This is a genomic window from Pseudomonas extremaustralis (assembly GCF_900102035.1).
GTDB lineage: Bacteria > Pseudomonadota > Gammaproteobacteria > Pseudomonadales > Pseudomonadaceae > Aquipseudomonas > Aquipseudomonas extremaustralis.
Genome location: NZ_LT629689.1, coordinates 2,805,483 through 2,820,378, shown reverse-complemented (window position 1 = coordinate 2,820,378; position 14,896 = coordinate 2,805,483). Strand labels below are relative to the sequence as shown.

18 protein-coding genes are annotated in these 14,896 nt (G+C 58.1%); 6 read left to right on the top strand and 12 right to left on the bottom strand.

Translation table 11 applies throughout. The annotated features are described in order from the left end of the window. Positions 1 to 3: 3 nt before the first annotated feature. The 3 genes from BLR63_RS12885 to BLR63_RS12875 all read right to left on the bottom strand — a co-directional run bounded on the left by BLR63_RS12885 (position 4) and on the right by BLR63_RS12875 (position 2,711). Positions 4 to 1,386 (bottom strand): integrating conjugative element protein, encoded by a 1,383-nt coding sequence (locus BLR63_RS12885; RefSeq protein WP_034115543.1) that lies wholly within the window; start codon positions 1,384 to 1,386, stop codon positions 4 to 6. Next, on the bottom strand, positions 1,383 to 2,339 hold the full coding sequence (locus BLR63_RS12880; protein ID WP_034115542.1) for a TIGR03756 family integrating conjugative element protein: 957 nt from the start codon (positions 2,337 to 2,339) through the stop codon (positions 1,383 to 1,385). Before BLR63_RS12880 ends, BLR63_RS12885 begins: the two co-directional genes overlap by 4 nt. Before the next feature lie 117 nt (positions 2,340 to 2,456). Further along, positions 2,457 to 2,711 carry a helix-turn-helix domain-containing protein gene (locus BLR63_RS12875; RefSeq protein WP_010567732.1) on the bottom strand — a complete coding sequence of 85 codons (255 nt, stop codon included), beginning with the start codon at positions 2,709 to 2,711 and terminating at the stop codon, positions 2,457 to 2,459. A gap of 167 nt (positions 2,712 to 2,878) precedes the next feature. Between BLR63_RS12875 and BLR63_RS12870 the strand changes: the two genes are divergently transcribed. Further along, positions 2,879 to 3,136: a LasR-specific antiactivator QslA gene (locus BLR63_RS12870; protein ID WP_034128270.1), complete on the top strand. Its 258-nt coding sequence runs from the start codon at positions 2,879 to 2,881 to the stop codon at positions 3,134 to 3,136. Between the two features lie 41 nt (positions 3,137 to 3,177). On the opposite strand, the gene BLR63_RS12865 is transcribed toward BLR63_RS12870, so the two are convergent. The 9 genes from BLR63_RS12865 to BLR63_RS12825 are packed head-to-tail and all read right to left on the bottom strand — an operon-like array spanning position 3,178 to position 10,645. Beyond that, positions 3,178 to 5,931: a conjugative transfer ATPase gene (locus tag BLR63_RS12865; RefSeq protein WP_010567730.1), complete on the bottom strand. Its 2,754-nt coding sequence runs from the start codon at positions 5,929 to 5,931 to the stop codon at positions 3,178 to 3,180. Further along, the gene (locus BLR63_RS12860) at positions 5,931 to 6,347 is read right to left on the bottom strand and encodes a TIGR03751 family conjugal transfer lipoprotein (protein WP_010567729.1); all 417 of its coding nucleotides are present in this window, start codon (positions 6,345 to 6,347) and stop codon (positions 5,931 to 5,933) included. Before BLR63_RS12860 ends, BLR63_RS12865 begins: the two co-directional genes overlap by 1 nt. After that, the gene (locus BLR63_RS12855; protein WP_010567728.1) at positions 6,310 to 7,827 is read right to left on the bottom strand and encodes a TIGR03752 family integrating conjugative element protein; all 1,518 of its coding nucleotides are present in this window, start codon (positions 7,825 to 7,827) and stop codon (positions 6,310 to 6,312) included. The genes BLR63_RS12860 and BLR63_RS12855 overlap by 38 nt, the downstream gene beginning before the upstream one ends. Continuing rightward, on the bottom strand, positions 7,817 to 8,629 hold the full coding sequence (locus BLR63_RS12850; RefSeq protein WP_010567727.1) for a TIGR03749 family integrating conjugative element protein: 813 nt from the start codon (positions 8,627 to 8,629) through the stop codon (positions 7,817 to 7,819). Before BLR63_RS12850 ends, BLR63_RS12855 begins: the two co-directional genes overlap by 11 nt. After that, positions 8,626 to 9,267, bottom strand: coding sequence for a PFL_4703 family integrating conjugative element protein (locus BLR63_RS12845; RefSeq protein WP_010567726.1), 642 nt, complete (start codon positions 9,265 to 9,267; stop codon positions 8,626 to 8,628). The genes BLR63_RS12850 and BLR63_RS12845 overlap by 4 nt, the downstream gene beginning before the upstream one ends. Continuing rightward, on the bottom strand, positions 9,264 to 9,677 hold the full coding sequence (locus BLR63_RS12840) for a TIGR03750 family conjugal transfer protein (RefSeq protein ID WP_010567725.1): 414 nt from the start codon (positions 9,675 to 9,677) through the stop codon (positions 9,264 to 9,266). The genes BLR63_RS12845 and BLR63_RS12840 overlap by 4 nt, the downstream gene beginning before the upstream one ends. 7 nt (positions 9,678 to 9,684) lie before the next feature. Further along, a complete protein-coding gene (locus tag BLR63_RS12835) occupies positions 9,685 to 10,056 on the bottom strand; it encodes a TIGR03745 family integrating conjugative element membrane protein (protein ID WP_010567724.1) in 372 nt (123 codons plus the stop codon). A 17-nt stretch (positions 10,057 to 10,073) separates the two neighbouring features. Then, positions 10,074 to 10,313, bottom strand: a complete 240-nt coding sequence (locus BLR63_RS12830) for a TIGR03758 family integrating conjugative element protein (protein WP_010567723.1) — start codon at positions 10,311 to 10,313, stop codon at positions 10,074 to 10,076. Next, the gene (locus BLR63_RS12825; RefSeq protein ID WP_010567722.1) at positions 10,310 to 10,645 is read right to left on the bottom strand and encodes an integrative conjugative element protein, RAQPRD family; all 336 of its coding nucleotides are present in this window, start codon (positions 10,643 to 10,645) and stop codon (positions 10,310 to 10,312) included. Before BLR63_RS12825 ends, BLR63_RS12830 begins: the two co-directional genes overlap by 4 nt. A gap of 320 nt (positions 10,646 to 10,965) precedes the next feature. Between BLR63_RS12825 and BLR63_RS12820 the strand changes: the two genes are divergently transcribed. The 5 genes from BLR63_RS12820 (at position 10,966) to BLR63_RS12800 (ending at position 14,859) form a co-directional block, all read left to right on the top strand. Then, positions 10,966 to 11,628 (top strand): tyrosine-type recombinase/integrase, encoded by a 663-nt coding sequence (locus tag BLR63_RS12820; RefSeq protein ID WP_010567721.1) that lies wholly within the window; start codon positions 10,966 to 10,968, stop codon positions 11,626 to 11,628. A gap of 73 nt (positions 11,629 to 11,701) precedes the next feature. Further along, positions 11,702 to 12,994, top strand: coding sequence for an AAA family ATPase (locus tag BLR63_RS12815; protein WP_010567720.1), 1,293 nt, complete (start codon positions 11,702 to 11,704; stop codon positions 12,992 to 12,994). After that, positions 12,994 to 13,494, top strand: coding sequence for a hypothetical protein (locus tag BLR63_RS12810; protein WP_010567719.1), 501 nt, complete (start codon positions 12,994 to 12,996; stop codon positions 13,492 to 13,494). Before BLR63_RS12815 ends, BLR63_RS12810 begins: the two co-directional genes overlap by 1 nt. Before the next feature lie 99 nt (positions 13,495 to 13,593). Then, complete coding sequence (locus BLR63_RS12805; protein WP_034115539.1) at positions 13,594 to 14,406, top strand: hypothetical protein; 813 nt, start codon at positions 13,594 to 13,596, stop codon at positions 14,404 to 14,406. 102 nt (positions 14,407 to 14,508) lie between these two features. Continuing rightward, a complete protein-coding gene (locus BLR63_RS12800; protein WP_010567717.1) occupies positions 14,509 to 14,859 on the top strand; it encodes a nucleotidyltransferase family protein in 351 nt (116 codons plus the stop codon). Positions 14,860 to 14,896: the final 37 nt, after the last annotated feature.

Genomic DNA, 14,896 nt, shown 5'->3' with positions numbered 1-14,896 from the left:
GGCTCACTTGCGCCTAGCGTCAGCATCATTGAGTCGGCCCGGCTCAGGGTCGCCTTGCTCGACGGTACGCGAAGCATCGGCACCACCCGCATGTCGATCGAGCACCAGGCTGGCGGTATTGGTTGCGAGCATCTGCCGGACCTGCAGCTCGGTTTGTAGCAGACGTATTTCGCGCTCCAGGGCGTCGATATTTTTCGTCAAGGCGGTCTGGGCCGGCTCGGCTGAAGCGATGTTCGGTTCGTGACTGCCTGCCAGCAGGGTGCGCAGTAGCAGCAACGCTTTGTCGAGCACGCTGGACAAGGCCGTTTCACTGGCCAGGCGTCGCGCCAGCAGATCCTGGTCGGGATCGTCGCGCAAGGCTTCGATCACGCCACGGGTCACTGGAAGTATTGGGCTTGAGGCTTTAGCCAGATTGTCAGGGGTAGGCGACAGTGAACCGGACAGCAGCCCTTGCAGGGCCTTGAGGCGTTCGCTGTAGGCCTCCTGGATCAGCGGCGTCAATCCGCTGCCAGCGGCAGCACGCAGGGTTTCGCAGCTGTCGCAGGTCGCGACTTCGCTCTCGCCCAACACCCGAACGGCCCATTCGGATTCCTCCTGGGGCGAAGCCCATGTCTGGCAAATGGCTCCACCCAAACAGTCGCTGCTACTGATCGACGTACTGTCAGCCACCGTCCGGTTATGCAGCAAGTTGTAGCCCGCGCGCACTACGTCGGAGGTCACCCGAATGGGTGTCTGCCCATTCCCACCAGCCTTCGAACCGCCGACCCAGGACACCCCATTGTTGCCGTTTTGGGACTCGGTATTTTTCACCGTGGCCACTGCATCACCGCCGGTTTGCTCCAGATTACTCTGCATCTCCTGGTTCTTGGCCAGCGCACCCCAGCCGGCTTGGCCGACCTTGTCCGCCATTTTCTCGGCCATGGCTTGGCAGGTCAGTTTGGAGCGATCGAAGTCGATACGGCCCTGCATCACCCCGTTGCTCAACAACTCATAAAGGCCGGGGTTGGCGCGCTGGATGATCAACGCTGGCAGCGACATCACCGCTTGGGTCGCGTTCTGCACAACGCTGCCCATGATCTGCTGGAAACCCTCAGTGGCACCGTTCAGCTGGTTTTGCAGGGTATTGGTGAGGCTCATGTTTCCGCACATCATGTTCGCTCGCCAGGACCCGCCGACACCGAGACCACTGGGTCGGTAGAGCGAGCTCGGTGAGCCGACTGCCGAGCCGCCACCAATGGTGTACATCACCCGGTCGTCGAGCACTTCGCCGTGAGTACCCAGGCGGTAATCGCCCTCGGCGGCGTGGGCATGCGTGGCAATGGAGAGCAGTCCGCAGAGCAACAGACTCATCGGGCCCAGCCATGGTCGTGCGAGAAGCCGACTCATGAAACACCACCTTCGAAGTCGATGCTGAACAGGAAGGTCTGTCCCTCACGTTTGCAACAGCTATAGGGGCGCCACAGCGCCCAGGCGTAGCCGCCATCAGCGCTCTGCACCGGATCGCTGGGGAAGATGGCACACGTGGGCTGAATCTGGGGGGAGAGCAACTGCCATTTGTGGGTTGAAGCATCGTTTTCAACGATCGGACCCGGCGGCCAGTAGCCGTCGCGTGGTGCGGGTGTGAGCGGCAAGTACACATGTGGTTGCCCGTTACGGGTGATGACATCGCCGGCCCGTTGCGCCATCACCGCGGCCGCCTTGAAATCGTCGGGCTGTACCAGAAAACCCTGCCGGGGATAGACGTTGCCCCACATGTTTCCCAAGGCCTGCCGACCGATTTCACGGATCCCCGGCATGAGCGACTCGGGGTAAAGACTTTCCGGTATGCCATGGCGCCAGGCCAGCGAGTCCAGGGTGCTCAGGTAGTAGGGCATGAACGCAGTAGCGCCGCTGGCGCAGGCGTAGCCGGAATGCGAGGCCAGTTGAGTGGCGGCCCAGCCACCTGGATGACCGATGCCATCAACGTTTTTGAAGCGAGGCAGGTTGTCGCGGTGGCTGTTCGGCGTGATCAGGTTGCCGCCACCTTCCGCACCGCCAATGGGAGAGGAGAGGGTGGCCATCTCGGACCATGGATTATTGCCCGTAGTGGCGTAGCTCGAGACCACCAGCTCAGGAATGAAATGACGCACCTTGGTCGAGGTTTTGACTTTGCAGCCGAAGGGCGTGCAGAGCAGCCAGAAACAAATGCCGACGACCCTGTAGGCGAGGCAATTTGGCGACAACACCGAGGACGTGATGCTGCCGGTATCCAGCGCCACGCTTGGCCCGCACGCCAGCAGGAGGCTCAGTGCCAAAGGTCGTAACTTCTGGGGCGCAATTGATGGGCATACGACAGGCATGATCCAGGCTCTTTGGGCTAATGGCCTGGACACGTTCGATGATTGAACGTACACCGTCAGTGATAAAGCTGAAGCTGGCGTTGTCGGTTTACAAGGATTTGCAGGGCGACGAGGTAGCTATTCGATGCTCAATGCACGGCGAAGGGTGTCTGACTCAGTGAGGAGCTGATCCGTCGTGATTTCGAGAATATTGGCGAGTTTGCACAGGACCATCAGCGACGGATTGCCCGTGCATCGTTCGATTTGACTGACGTAGGTGCGATCCACCTCGGCCATGAGCGCAAGTTGCTCTTGGGTAAGGTTTTTCACGCGTCGCATCAAGCGGATGTTTTCCGCCAGATGCAGACGAAGCTGTTCGTAGTCTTGAGTCATGCGCGCAAATTGCGCCTTGAGGGACTCTCAATCCACGGGATATAGTCTACATTGGCATATCTAGGCTATTTGATGCTCATGCCTGTTATCGAGCTTTCATTTGGCTTCGTTAGGATTTTCGAGGCTGTACTCCGCGTCTAACAATAAATCAGAAATCTAGGGTGTGTATGGACGAAAACTACATTTCAATTCCTGCGGCGGATGGTTGCCCAAGTCTTCTGACACCATGGAGCAACGAGTTTGCCTCGATGATCGAACGTGGCGTGCAATGTGCTCAGGCTTGGCTTGATACGCCCGGCGAGATTCCCCTGTGGTGGGAGCTGGCGCAAACCCGCAAGACCTTTCCTGTCGGTGACTGCCAGGATGCCTTCGAAGCCGGATTCTTGTTGAGGATTCAGCAGCGGCTCCGGGGCGTACCGCAATAACCGATCACTCGCTTTAGAGCGAGAGGCCTGAATAGATTCCCCTATGCGAGTTCTATTCCTCGCGCTCTATCGATCAGTTCCGCTACCCGATACGCCGCTTCCAACTCAGAGCAGCCGTTCTCCTGCATCAGTGTCCAGCGCTCGGCTTTTTCCTCGGGCTCCGTCATGGCCAGGGCGAGATAAAGACTTGGCGGCACGGCCCGAAACAGCGTTTCGAGCTTCTTCGATAGCACGACCCCCTCAGTGTATTTTCCCGGCTCCTTGCTGGCGGAGAGCAACAAGGCTTTCTGTGCCGGCGTGAGTTTCTTGAACCGTGCGATTTCTTCGATTTCCGCGGGCGGCATGTTCAAACAAATCCACCATTCGATCATGTTGAGCATGGTCTGCGCGGCCGTGGGGAAGTCGGCCAGGTTCTGTGTGGCGAGCCAGAACCAGGCACCGAGTTTGCGCCACATCTTCGTGCCCTTGACCACGAATGGCGCCAGCAGCGGGTTCTTGGTGATGATATGGCCCTCGTCGGTGACCATGACGATCGGTCGACCCAGGTACTGGTCGCGCTCGGCAAGGTTGTTCACGGTGTTCATCAGGCTGATGTAGCTAATGGACATCTGGGCTTCGTAGCCTTCGCGAGCATAGGTGGCCAGGTCGACAATGGTCACATCGCTCTCGGGCCAAGGCGTGCCCTCGCGATCGAACAGTTCCCCTTCGAAACCCTGGCAAAACAGGTCGATGGACTCGCCCATTTCCTGGGCACGCTCACGACGCTTCTCCGGCAAGTGCGTGTCAGCGGCGACGTGCAGCAAGGCGTCGCGCACGTCACGGGTCAGTACCTGGCGACCCGCCGCGACACACGTTTGCGCCGCATCCAGGATGCATTCGCGGATCAAGCTACGATCGGCTCGACTCAGGCGGGCTTCTTCCTTGGCCTCGCCACCGGTGATCATCAGGCGAGCGGTGATTTCCAATTCGCCGAGAACATCGCGCTGGTCTTCGCGACTGGCTACCGCCTCATCGTCCAGCTCATCGATCGACAGACTCGCCACCTGATCCGGCTGCTCGACCAGGCGCCAGGCATCGGCGAACGGGGCGAGACTGACCGAGGCGCCAGGTTTCAATTGGACCTTGTTGACCGACAGGCCCTGTGTCGCGAAGTAGTCGCCCTGCAAACCGAATGAGTTGCCGGCCTCGACGATATACAGGCGAGGGCGGTACACGGCCATGACCTGCATCAACAGGGTGACCAGGGTGGCCGACTTGCCGGCACCGGTGGGGCCGAACAACAGCAGATGACCGTTCATGGCCCGGTCCAGACGTGACAACGGATCAAAACTCAACGGCGAGCCACCACGATTGAACAGGGTTATGCCCGGGTGGCCGGTGCCCGTGCTGCGGCCCCACACCGGAACCAGATTCGCCAGGTGCTGGGCGAACATCAGGCGGGTGTACCAGTTGCGCGTGTCGCAGGCCGGGTTGTACGCCATTGGCAACCAGCGCAGGTAGCTGTTGCAGGCGGCGACCTCGTCGCCTTCACGTACTGGTTGCAGCCCCGCACCCAGCAGCGCGCTGGCCAGGCTGACCGAGCGCTGGTGCAACTGCTGTTCATCGTGACCGCGCACGTAGAACGCCAGGGTGCCACGGTACAGCTTGTGCTGGCGGCCGATGATCGCGCGAGCCTCTTCGACATCCTGGCGGGTTTGGGTCGAGGCCAGGTTTTCACCGATGGCTTTGCGCGCTAGGCGGTTCAACTGCTCTTCGAGCACATCCTGCGGTTTGACCACCAGGGTCAGGCTCATCACCGTACCTTCGGGTAACTGGTCGAACAGCGCATTCACCGCGTCACCCTTGCGGGTTTCGCCAGTGAGTTGGCCAATCAGTGGCGCCCGCCGCAGTTTGTCCACCACCATCACCCGATGGGGTTGATCGTCGAAAAACCAGAATCCGTGCGGCACATCCGAACGCGGCTCATTGAAGAACAACCGCTCGGCGAAATCGTGATCGAAGGGCAGTTCCAGCGACTCATCGTTGCCCGACTCCGGGTAGGCCACGCGGCGATAGAACTCCTCGGGCGATTCATCGGTGAGCTTGGGGGTTGGATTGAACCAGGGCACTAACCAGGCATATAGGCCTCGGCCATCGACTCGTGTCGATTGCACCCCGCACGCCTGCAACGAAGCACCGATACGTTCGCAAGCCTGTTGCAGGGATTGCACCGGGCTGAGTCCCGTCTCCTCATCGCCAGACCCGAGCCAGCGATAAACCACCAGGCGCACCCGGCGGTTGTTGCCACGCCAGGGCAGGCGCGTCACCACCTTGTCCTCAAACAGCCCACCCGGCTTGGCGATGGCCTTCAGATGACGGCGGCTGAGTTGCAAATACGCCTCGGTGAAGACGGTGCCTCGCGCGCTGTCCTGAATATAGCTAGTGAGCCGATTGAGGTAGGGGGAGAAGTCGTTGTCGTCCTGACAGAAAAACTGCGCCACCCACGGCGCTTGGTCCAGCTCGTCAAAGCTATCCTGCAGGGCATCCTCGAGGGCATCGCGGGCGGCCATCAACCAATCGGGTTCGCGCCCTTCAGTGCCAATGGGCAGCAACTCGAACACGGCACCCACCGAGCGGTTGTCATCCAGTAGAAAACACTGCTCGGTGTCGAGGTATTCGACCCATGGCAGGTGATCGGTGAAGCTGGGGTTATGCGCATAGAGTGCAGCTTCATCGGCCAAGGTGGCGCGAGGGCGCAATGGGTGGCGCCAGGCTTTCCATGCAGAAGTGCGGTTGCCCGCATCGCCGGCACGCACTACAAGTCTTCCTGACGTTCACCGGGTAATGCGTACTGCACCCGTTGGTAGAACGGAAAGACGGTCGAGTAACCCGGAACCGGAGCCTGCTCGGTACCACTCAAATGCGGATACACGTACAGCACCAGATCGGGATTGGGCAGGCGCGGGAACAGGTTGCGGATCTCGTTCGCCGCTGTGCGCGTGTACGGTTCCTGGAGAGCCGCGGAGACATCTGCCTGAGCCAGCGGGCGGCGTAACTGCTGTCGAGCATCCAGCAGTTGCTGCTGAGTGCCTTGCGAACCGGCGCCGTTCCAGATATCCATCATGGTTTGCTCGCCATGGGGCAGCAGCGTGTCTTTGTCGGTGGAACACCCCGTCAGGACCCAGCAGAGCGAGCTAATCCAGGTCAGGCAGAGAAGCATGGTCTTTTTCATGGCGAACGCTCCGGCCCTTGGGCTCGTAGTCGATGGTGATCTCATGGTCGAGGTGCAGTGCGACCTGTGCTGCAGGTGGTACGTACACGGCAGCAAAGGCTTCGCCATACAGTTTGTTCACCCACTCGCGGATGTCGCTGACCCCACCACTGAGAATTGAATTCAGTGCGCTATTGCCACTGCTGCTGGTGACTCCGAGCGTACTGCCGCCCGAACTGATCACACTACTGTTGTTCCGCTCATCCTCGAGCAGCGCTGCGACACCGGCACCGGCGGCAGTGATCAGGCTCTGGCTGCCGAGGTATTGCTGGGCGTTCGAGCGGCGCTCGCCAGCGATGCAAGGAATGCCGTACGGATCGGACAGGTAACCGAGCCCGCCACGTATCTTGTCGGTGTTCGAGTTCTTGTTGGTGGAGGCATTGCGGCTGGCTACTGCTTTCGGCTGCGGCACTGTGCGGATGGTGCCATCGGTAAACACAAAGGTGATTGACTCGACCTGTCCGCGTACGCAAGACAGGGTCCAGTCACCGGACGCCGTGCCGCTCATTACGGCACCCGCAACGTCCGGCAGGTCGATGCCGTTGGCTGTTAGGTTCTCGGGGCCGACCAGCACCTTGAAGGGATAGGGATCATTCACGGTGCCGTCTACCGGGACTCGGCCGATCAACGCGGTCATGGCGACCGAGCCCATCAGCGTGGCGTTTTCGGGAATGGTGTAGACCGGTTTCGCGTCTTCGGAACGATCAACGGATCGCGTGAGGTCACGCTCACCCTGGGTGACTGCACGTAGCTGTTTCTGGCTGCGATCATTCGCGTTATCGTTCAAGCCTTCCAGTGAGTTGAAGGCGGTAGGCAGACTCAGTGCGGAAGAGATCTTGGTTTTGCCTCGGGCGTTGGTGGGCGGAGCATCCGAGGGCTCAATCCACTGCAGCGCATCATTGGCAGAATGCTGCCCGTCGAACTGAGCTCCGTCGCCCGGCTCAAGCCCCAATCCTATTGGCATATCCTTGCCTTTGCCGGTCAGCCCCGACAACTGGTCCTGCAATTGCGTCAGCAGACCGCGAGCCTGACGACTGTCTTGTTCCGCTTTGAGCCGGGCCTCGTTGGCTTGTCGGCGACCTTCGTCGACCTGCTGGGTCACGCTGCCAAGCGCCGTCTGGATACGCGAATCGACACTGTTTTCCCGCTCGCGCAGGCGGTTGTTCTCCGTCAACAGCGACTCGTTGTGTTTCTTCAACCCGAGCATGTCGCTACGCATGGCCTTCACCTGGCCGACCAGGGTGGCGACCGTGTCGCGCGGGGTATCGCCCGCAATGCCGAGCGACTTGGCTTGCTCGGCGGATAACTGAATATTGCCCTGATCAACCGGGTGCTCTGGAGAGGGCGTGCTGCCACCCGCGACCCAGCTTTTCAGGATGATCACCACCACGGCCAGCAGCGCAGCCGGTACCAGCCATTTGAGCAAGGCGTTAGCCTTCATCATCAGCACCTCGCGCAACGGGCGGAAGCAGCACGGCGTGTTCGAGGCCAGCACCACGGGTGACGAGGTAGGCAATCGTGGTGTCTTCCGCACTGCCGACCGGCCCGAGAAAAGCATGCTGGAAGGCTGCGGCGAACAGCTTGGCCTGAAGCCGGCGCGGATCGAGTTGCACCGTCTCTGAACCACGATTGCGCAACTTCACCGCTGTCACCCAGTAATCACCGAGTCGCCAGGTGGCGATGGGTGTGCTGGAAACGTTTTCGCTCGGCAGCAGGGTTGGCAGTTCGCTGCGCAGCTTGAGCGGTAGGCGGCGTACGCCGGGCAGGGATTCTACGGTGCGCAGCGGCGCGTACAGGCTCTGTGCGGCATAGCGCGTTAAAGCGACCGGGATCGGCGTGCGTGCTGGAACAGGGACAGTGCTAGATTCTGCCTCGGCAGCCTGCGCCGGAGCATTCTTAAGAATACGCACGGGCTCCAGCGGTTGATCGCCAGGTGTGGCCGCGATGTCCAGGAGGATGACCTCGCCCGTCGCGACCGATTGCAGTTGCAGGCGGGTCGGTGCAATGGCGTCCGACGCGCGCAGGTACAACGTGCCGCCGGTTGATTGCACGCGCAGCTTGCCCGTCAGGGTTGAGGGCACACCGACTCGAACATCTTCATCGATAAAGACCACCCGCTCTTGATTGATCACCAGAGGGACCGCGAGGGGAAGGCGTTCCCAGTGCATCAGCTCGACGGCCTGCACTGCAGCTTCCCATAATATTAGTGCGACGGTGAGCCCCAGGGTAGAAATCCGCTTCATGGCTCACCTCCAGGCAGGGCGATTTTTTGCGGCGTGCCCTGATAACAATCCAGTGCCAGCCCCCACTTATTGCGTTCGGGATCCAGGTCAAAACGCACCACGCGTAATGGATAACGCACCACCACTCGTTTCACCGGTTCGGCGGCGTAATACTCATCGGCGTTGAGGTCGAGCTTGACCAGCCAGCTGTCGCGATCGAGTTGCTTGACCCTGAGTTCCGGATCTTCGCTGTAGCCTCGGCCCAGAATTTCGTAGACGCCACGCACCCGCTGGCGCAACTCGCCAGCGGCCTTGCGGTACTCGTAGTCGCCATCGAGGAAGGCTTTGCAGGAGGGTGTCAGGTAGGACTGCAAGCCATAGATGGCGCGGCGATAGTCCTGCTCGCCATCTGAGGGCCAGCGGTTGAGCTGGCCAAAGATGTACAGGGCAAAGGCATAGACATTCTCTGAGGGGATATCCCACCACTTGCGCGTGCTGCCCGAGCGCAGATCTGGGGGGACATGCACGGTCAGATCGGTCGGTGCCGAACGCCAGCCGTACCAGAGCCCGGCACAGACCAGGGCAAGGATCATTACCGCCAGACGCAGGCTGAAGATATGCGCCTGTTGGGCATCGACCTTGTTTCGAAATCGGCTCATGGCTGCCACCGGGACAGGGCAGGGCGCAGTCGACGCGAACGGCGAACCGTCCAGGCGCCGGAGTGGAGAATCAAACTTCCGCGCCCCAGGCGCCAACGGCTGGCGAGTACCCATTCGAGTTTGCGGTACAACCAGGTATCGGGGCGGGCCCGTTTGGCCCGACGCAGTAGCGTGCCACCGGCCAATAACACCACGGCCATGCCTGCGATCATGCTGGTCGGCGCCACGGCAATGGAAGCGGTGGCGATCGTCAGAGGAACGCCCAGCAGCAGGCCAATGATTGCGCCGGTGCCAAGCGCTACCCACATCTCATCATTGGTCAAACCGCGTAATACGGCAGGATCGCGATTGAGCCGCTCCGGCAGAAAGACCAAGGTGCCGTCGGCAAGATGTTCGATTGTGTCGTTCATGCCGTCCTCACAGAATCGCGGCAGCCTTGGTCAGGAACCAGATGATGATCACCACCAACAGAGCACCGATACCGACCACCGCACCTAAGTCTTTCCAGGTCTTGCGTTGGTTCTGCACGTCGGCATAGACAGTCAGGGAATGCCAGGCCACACCTAGAAAAGCGAGTAGGGCGATTAGCAGACCGAGCAAGATGCCGCCGTCGTAGGCGTAGTTTTTGATCGTCTCGATCAATCCGGATCCTTCACCGCGCGAAGGGGCTTCCATGGTGGGGAGCTCGGCGAAAGCTAGGCTTGGGCCGAGTACCAGCAGCAGACCGATCAAGCGTTGGCTGGCACGATCTCGCAGATTTTTTTTCAGAGGGGTAAAGCACTTGAGCATGGTGGCGATCTCCTGGGTTAGGACAGGGTGAAGAACATCAGGACCAACAAGGTGAGCAGCACGCGTGCGGTACTTCCGCCAAGCGCGCCGAAGCGCACACTGCCGGTGGCCCAACCCCGGTAAGCCGTCCACATCACCCAGGCGCACCACAGCAAAGCCAGGACCAGAACCAGGGAAAGCCACAGCGTCGAGCTGCTTAGCACCGAGAAGCCGGACGCATTTTGGAAGGCAGAGATCTGAGCGTCAGTCATGCTCATGGCGACGGCTTCGCAATCGGAGTGTCGAGGCGGTAATCGCCGACCAGCTCATCGGGGTCGCGGGGCTGAGCACGGGACGGGGATAGGTAGTTCCGCATACCTTGGCGGATGCGCTGGATGTCCTCTGTCAGGCGGGGATAGTCGAAGCGATAGCGTTCGTTTGGTTCAAGGGTACGGGCTGCCTTCGCTCGCGTCGCAAGGCGTTCGATAATGTCGAGCTGCTGTTGGATCAGGCTGAGCTGTTCCTGCTCATGAGCCGATGCGGCATAGCCGCTGCCATGAACGATGGCCAGTGAAAGCAGTAACAAGCAGCGAAAGATGGTAGTTGGCATGATGCTGGCCCATATGGATCTGGGAGCAGAATCAAGTTAGAGGTCGAATTTTTCCGCAAGAAACCTGAGGTCTGATGAATCGCTTTTTCTGGGGAGGTACTGGAGATGTTTACTTACAGCTATGTGGTCCTTCGATCTTTGATGGAGAGAGTGGTTGAGGCTCTAGGGAAATTCCACTCTCGATGAGCTTAGTTGATGACGATATCGTCACAACCCATTTTCCGTGAACGTGAGTAACACCAACAGGCCGGGGCTATCTCCGGCCTTTTTGTTGACGTACTATGTCAGGATTGATGATAAATCAGCATCTAGAGTGAATAATGCCCAAAGCGATTGTTATCGAAGATGAGCAGCTTGAGCATGCTTTTCGGGTTGCGAAAGTTAGCAGCCCTGAGAACGGATGCCGGGATGCTGCCCTTCTGCTTACCTGCTTTGGCACCGGCATGACCGTGACGGAGATTTGCCGTCTGCGTGTGAGCGACTACTTGACGCAATCAGGCGCTGTAATGATCGACTCTCAGGTGCGGGCAGAGATTGCCTACAACCATCGTTCAAGGCCGTTGTGCTGGACCAGCAAGAAATTGACTAACGCTATAGATACACACCTTGCAGAACGCCTTGTACGCGGTCATGGCGTTTCTACCAGGGTGATGGCATATCGTGGCCTCGACCCGGACTCGCCCTTGTTCGTCTCCGGTCGAACTGGTGAAGGGTTGAAAATCAGTGCGCAGCGTCGAGACGGCAAGACCTACTACAGTGCGAATCAGCTCAGCCGGTTATATACGCGCCTGTTTGGCCTTGCGGGGATTGAGGGGGCCAGTGCGCAGTCAGGGCGGCGGACGCTCGCGGTAAAGCTCAAGCGCCGTGGCATCGACTTGAGGCATATCAGCGAGATTTTGGGCATCGAAAGTTTGGAGGCGGTCAAGAAGCTCTGTGCGGGGGATCCTGCCCGCTTGGGCGATATTGTGCGGAGAATTATTTGATGGGCATCAGGATGACACCGGACGAGTTCAAGAAAATACGGATGCAGATCAACAAGCCTTGGAAGGAGTGACCATGCTGACAAATATCATTATCAAGGGATTCAAAAGTTATCGGGAGCAGCGGTTACCGCTGTCGCCCTTGACGCTAATGATAGGCGCCAATGCCTCAGGCAAAAGTAACGCGCTAGAGGCCTTCCGCTTCCTATGCTGGCTGGGCCAGGGTCAGAAGCTGTCGGTGTTACGCCACCGGGTCGATGAGTCTGAGCAGATTCTCCGTGGTCAAATTAAGGACCTTCCCTACCACCAGGGCCGGTCATTCACCTTGGGTTGCGAAACCGACGACTTGGACTGGAATAGCCTAAGTGTTGAAATCGCCCTGCGAGAAGATGAGTTGCACATCGTTCACGAAAGTATCAGCTCGCCTCTCCAAAAATTCCCGCTTTACCGTATCGAGCAGTCCTCTAGCGGTTTGAGTACTGACGTACGCGTTGCATACAATAATTTCTCCACAGGTGGTAAGAAGCCACAAATCACATGCACTGACCAGATCGCCATCCTAAACCAGCTCGCCAGTTCAGCTTTGTTCGACTCAGGGCACAAGAAAGCACAGAAAGTCATCCCGCAAACGACTGAGCACTTCCAGTACCTACTTGCTAATACCTTGTTCCTTGATCCCGTGCCTGCTCTGATGCGTGGCGATAGTTATCCGGACAAGAAGCTGCGTGGTGACTGCTCTAACCTGTCCGGTGTGCTTTATACACTCTGGCAGGACGAGGAGGCCCGTCCTGCGATCATCGAGTTCATCAAGAGTTTGCCCGAGCAAGACGTAAAGGATGTGAACTTCTTCGAGGATCGCCGCGGACGCGTATCCTTGGAGCTGGTTGAGAACTTCGGATCGGTCGAGCGTAATTGGTCCGTTGAACTGCTCTCTGATGGCACCCTTAGAGTGCTGGCTATCGCCGCTGCTCTGCTGTCTGCACCGGCGGAGTCGACGCTGGTAATCGAGGAAGTCGATAACGGTGTCCACCCGTCACGTGCGCGCCAACTACTGAAAACTATGCGTGAGCAAGCAGAGCTCCGTGGTGTGCGCCTGCTGCTCAGCACCCACAACCCAGCTTTGATGGATGCACTTCCAGATAGTGCATTGGGCGATGTGGTGTTTTGCTACCGTGATCCGCAGGATGGCGACAGCCGCTTGGTACGCCTTGCTGATCTGCAGGACTACGCCGGGTTGGTCTCTCAAGGGCCATTAGGGGAGCTCGTAACCAACGGTATCGTGGATCGTTTTGTGAAATCGCCCGTCACGGTCACGCAGAAACGGCAAAATGCGTTGAATTGGCTCCGGAAAATGCAGGGAGAGGCATAATGAGCTCAATCTGCTTGATCGATACTAGCGTGTTCGTAAACATGCTAAACGTGCCGGGGCTCAATCAGGACGCCGAGCGTGTGGGTGCCGATTTCCTCGAGTATGCAGACAACAGTTGCACGTTTATTCTGCCGATGGCCACTATCCTCGAGACCGGTAATCATGTCGCTCAAAACGGCGATGGAAGACTCCGCCGACAAACAGCACAGCGCTTCTGTGATGCAGTACGCGCCGCGTTCGCCGACGAGCCCCCTTATAGGCTCAGCGAGTTTCCCAACACGAGAGAAATTCTCGAGTGGCTGGCTGAGTTTCCGGACAAAGCTGGCCAAAATAAGTCTGACACTCGAATCGGTGAAGGTACTAGCTTTGGTGATCTCAGCATCATCAAAGAATATGAGAGGTGCTTAGCGCGGTTCCCCATGAGCGAGTTATTCATCTGGTCTTTAGATAGCGATCTAGAAGCGTACCATTACCGACCGAATCACCCTATTCGTCGATGATATTTCTCGGTGAGTAACCGTCCTGCTCAAGGAAGAGTTAGGCTCGATTCTTTTGGCCAAGGATCCATCTGCAAGTTGGTTTTTTACCCGAGGTACGGTATGGCGATCATCGGCAATCTTAAGCCTAAACCCGAAACTGAAGTGACCGAAGCCCTTCAATTGGCAAGTGATGACTATCGTCAATTCATCACTAATATCCTTGAGCCTGCAAAGGATGATCTCGAAGCGAAGGTCAAACTGAACGCGGTTGCGCTCCACCAAGTATTTGGAGTGAACCTACTTTTGGCACACAGCGTTGACTACTTACAGGCTGTGAGATCTGCTGATGGGATAAAAGAATCTCGTAAGGATCTGGTAAAAACTTTTGACGAGAGATTCTCGGTGGCCGGCGCATACCTCGGCAACCGTAAAATGGAACTTATTGACGCGATCAACAATGCCTTAAAGCACATCCGGCTCGATACCAAGCGATATGAGAGTGTAGAGGAACGGTATGGGGAAATTTCGTACCAAAGCCTCGCGGAGGATGAGGGCCGAGTTATGTGTCACCTTGAGAACTATCGATTCGACTACTGCCGGGTGGTGCTTTTGCCAGCACTGAAGGCATTATCAAACTGGCAGTTTAAGTGTGTTGAAGATGTTTTGATGTTTGCGAGGGGCGATTTCATAGTTATGGAAAGCTCCTACTACCCTGATATCTATGATCCCGATGACCCTTCAACAGCTATTGATCAGATGATCGAGCTTTGTAATCCCCCATGCAAAAACTGCGAGCAGTCAGCGGATGAATGCCTGTGCTCAAAGTACGTGTTTGCCGGCGCTAGCGGCCAATTTGAACCCGCTTATAGTCCCACCTCAGGTGAACTCGATGAGCTGTTCAGCCACATATCTCCCTCATACCGAAGATCCTAGGGAAATCGCACTAGGGACACCCAAGCCCCGCCGTCAAACGTGGGGCAGGTGCATAGAAGGACGCCCAATTTTGGGTCCGCGAAACCAGCACGGAAAAGGACCATGAACATTGAGACTATGTCAGCAGCCGTCGCGAAATGGGCCAGCTCCGAGCCGCTAATTCGAAAGGCGTATCTCTTTGGCAGCCGAGTTCGTGGCGCGCATAAGCCAGACAGCGATCTGGATGTTGCGGTCGAGATTTTCACCTTGCAGGGCGATAGCAGTCCATTTACTACCTGGACCTGTGAAGCGCAGCGCCTCAAGGCCTCGATAGCCGGAGTTGTTCCTGTGATCATCGATCTTGATTGGTATGGAGGTGAGGTAGAGACGCCCCGCATCCATCAGGCTTTAGAGCAGTCAAGTGTCGTGGTCTATAAGGTTGAAAATTCCACCTCAACCATCCCGACCAACTGATCAGGGAAAATCCTTCCCAGGTGCATGCCAAGCCCAG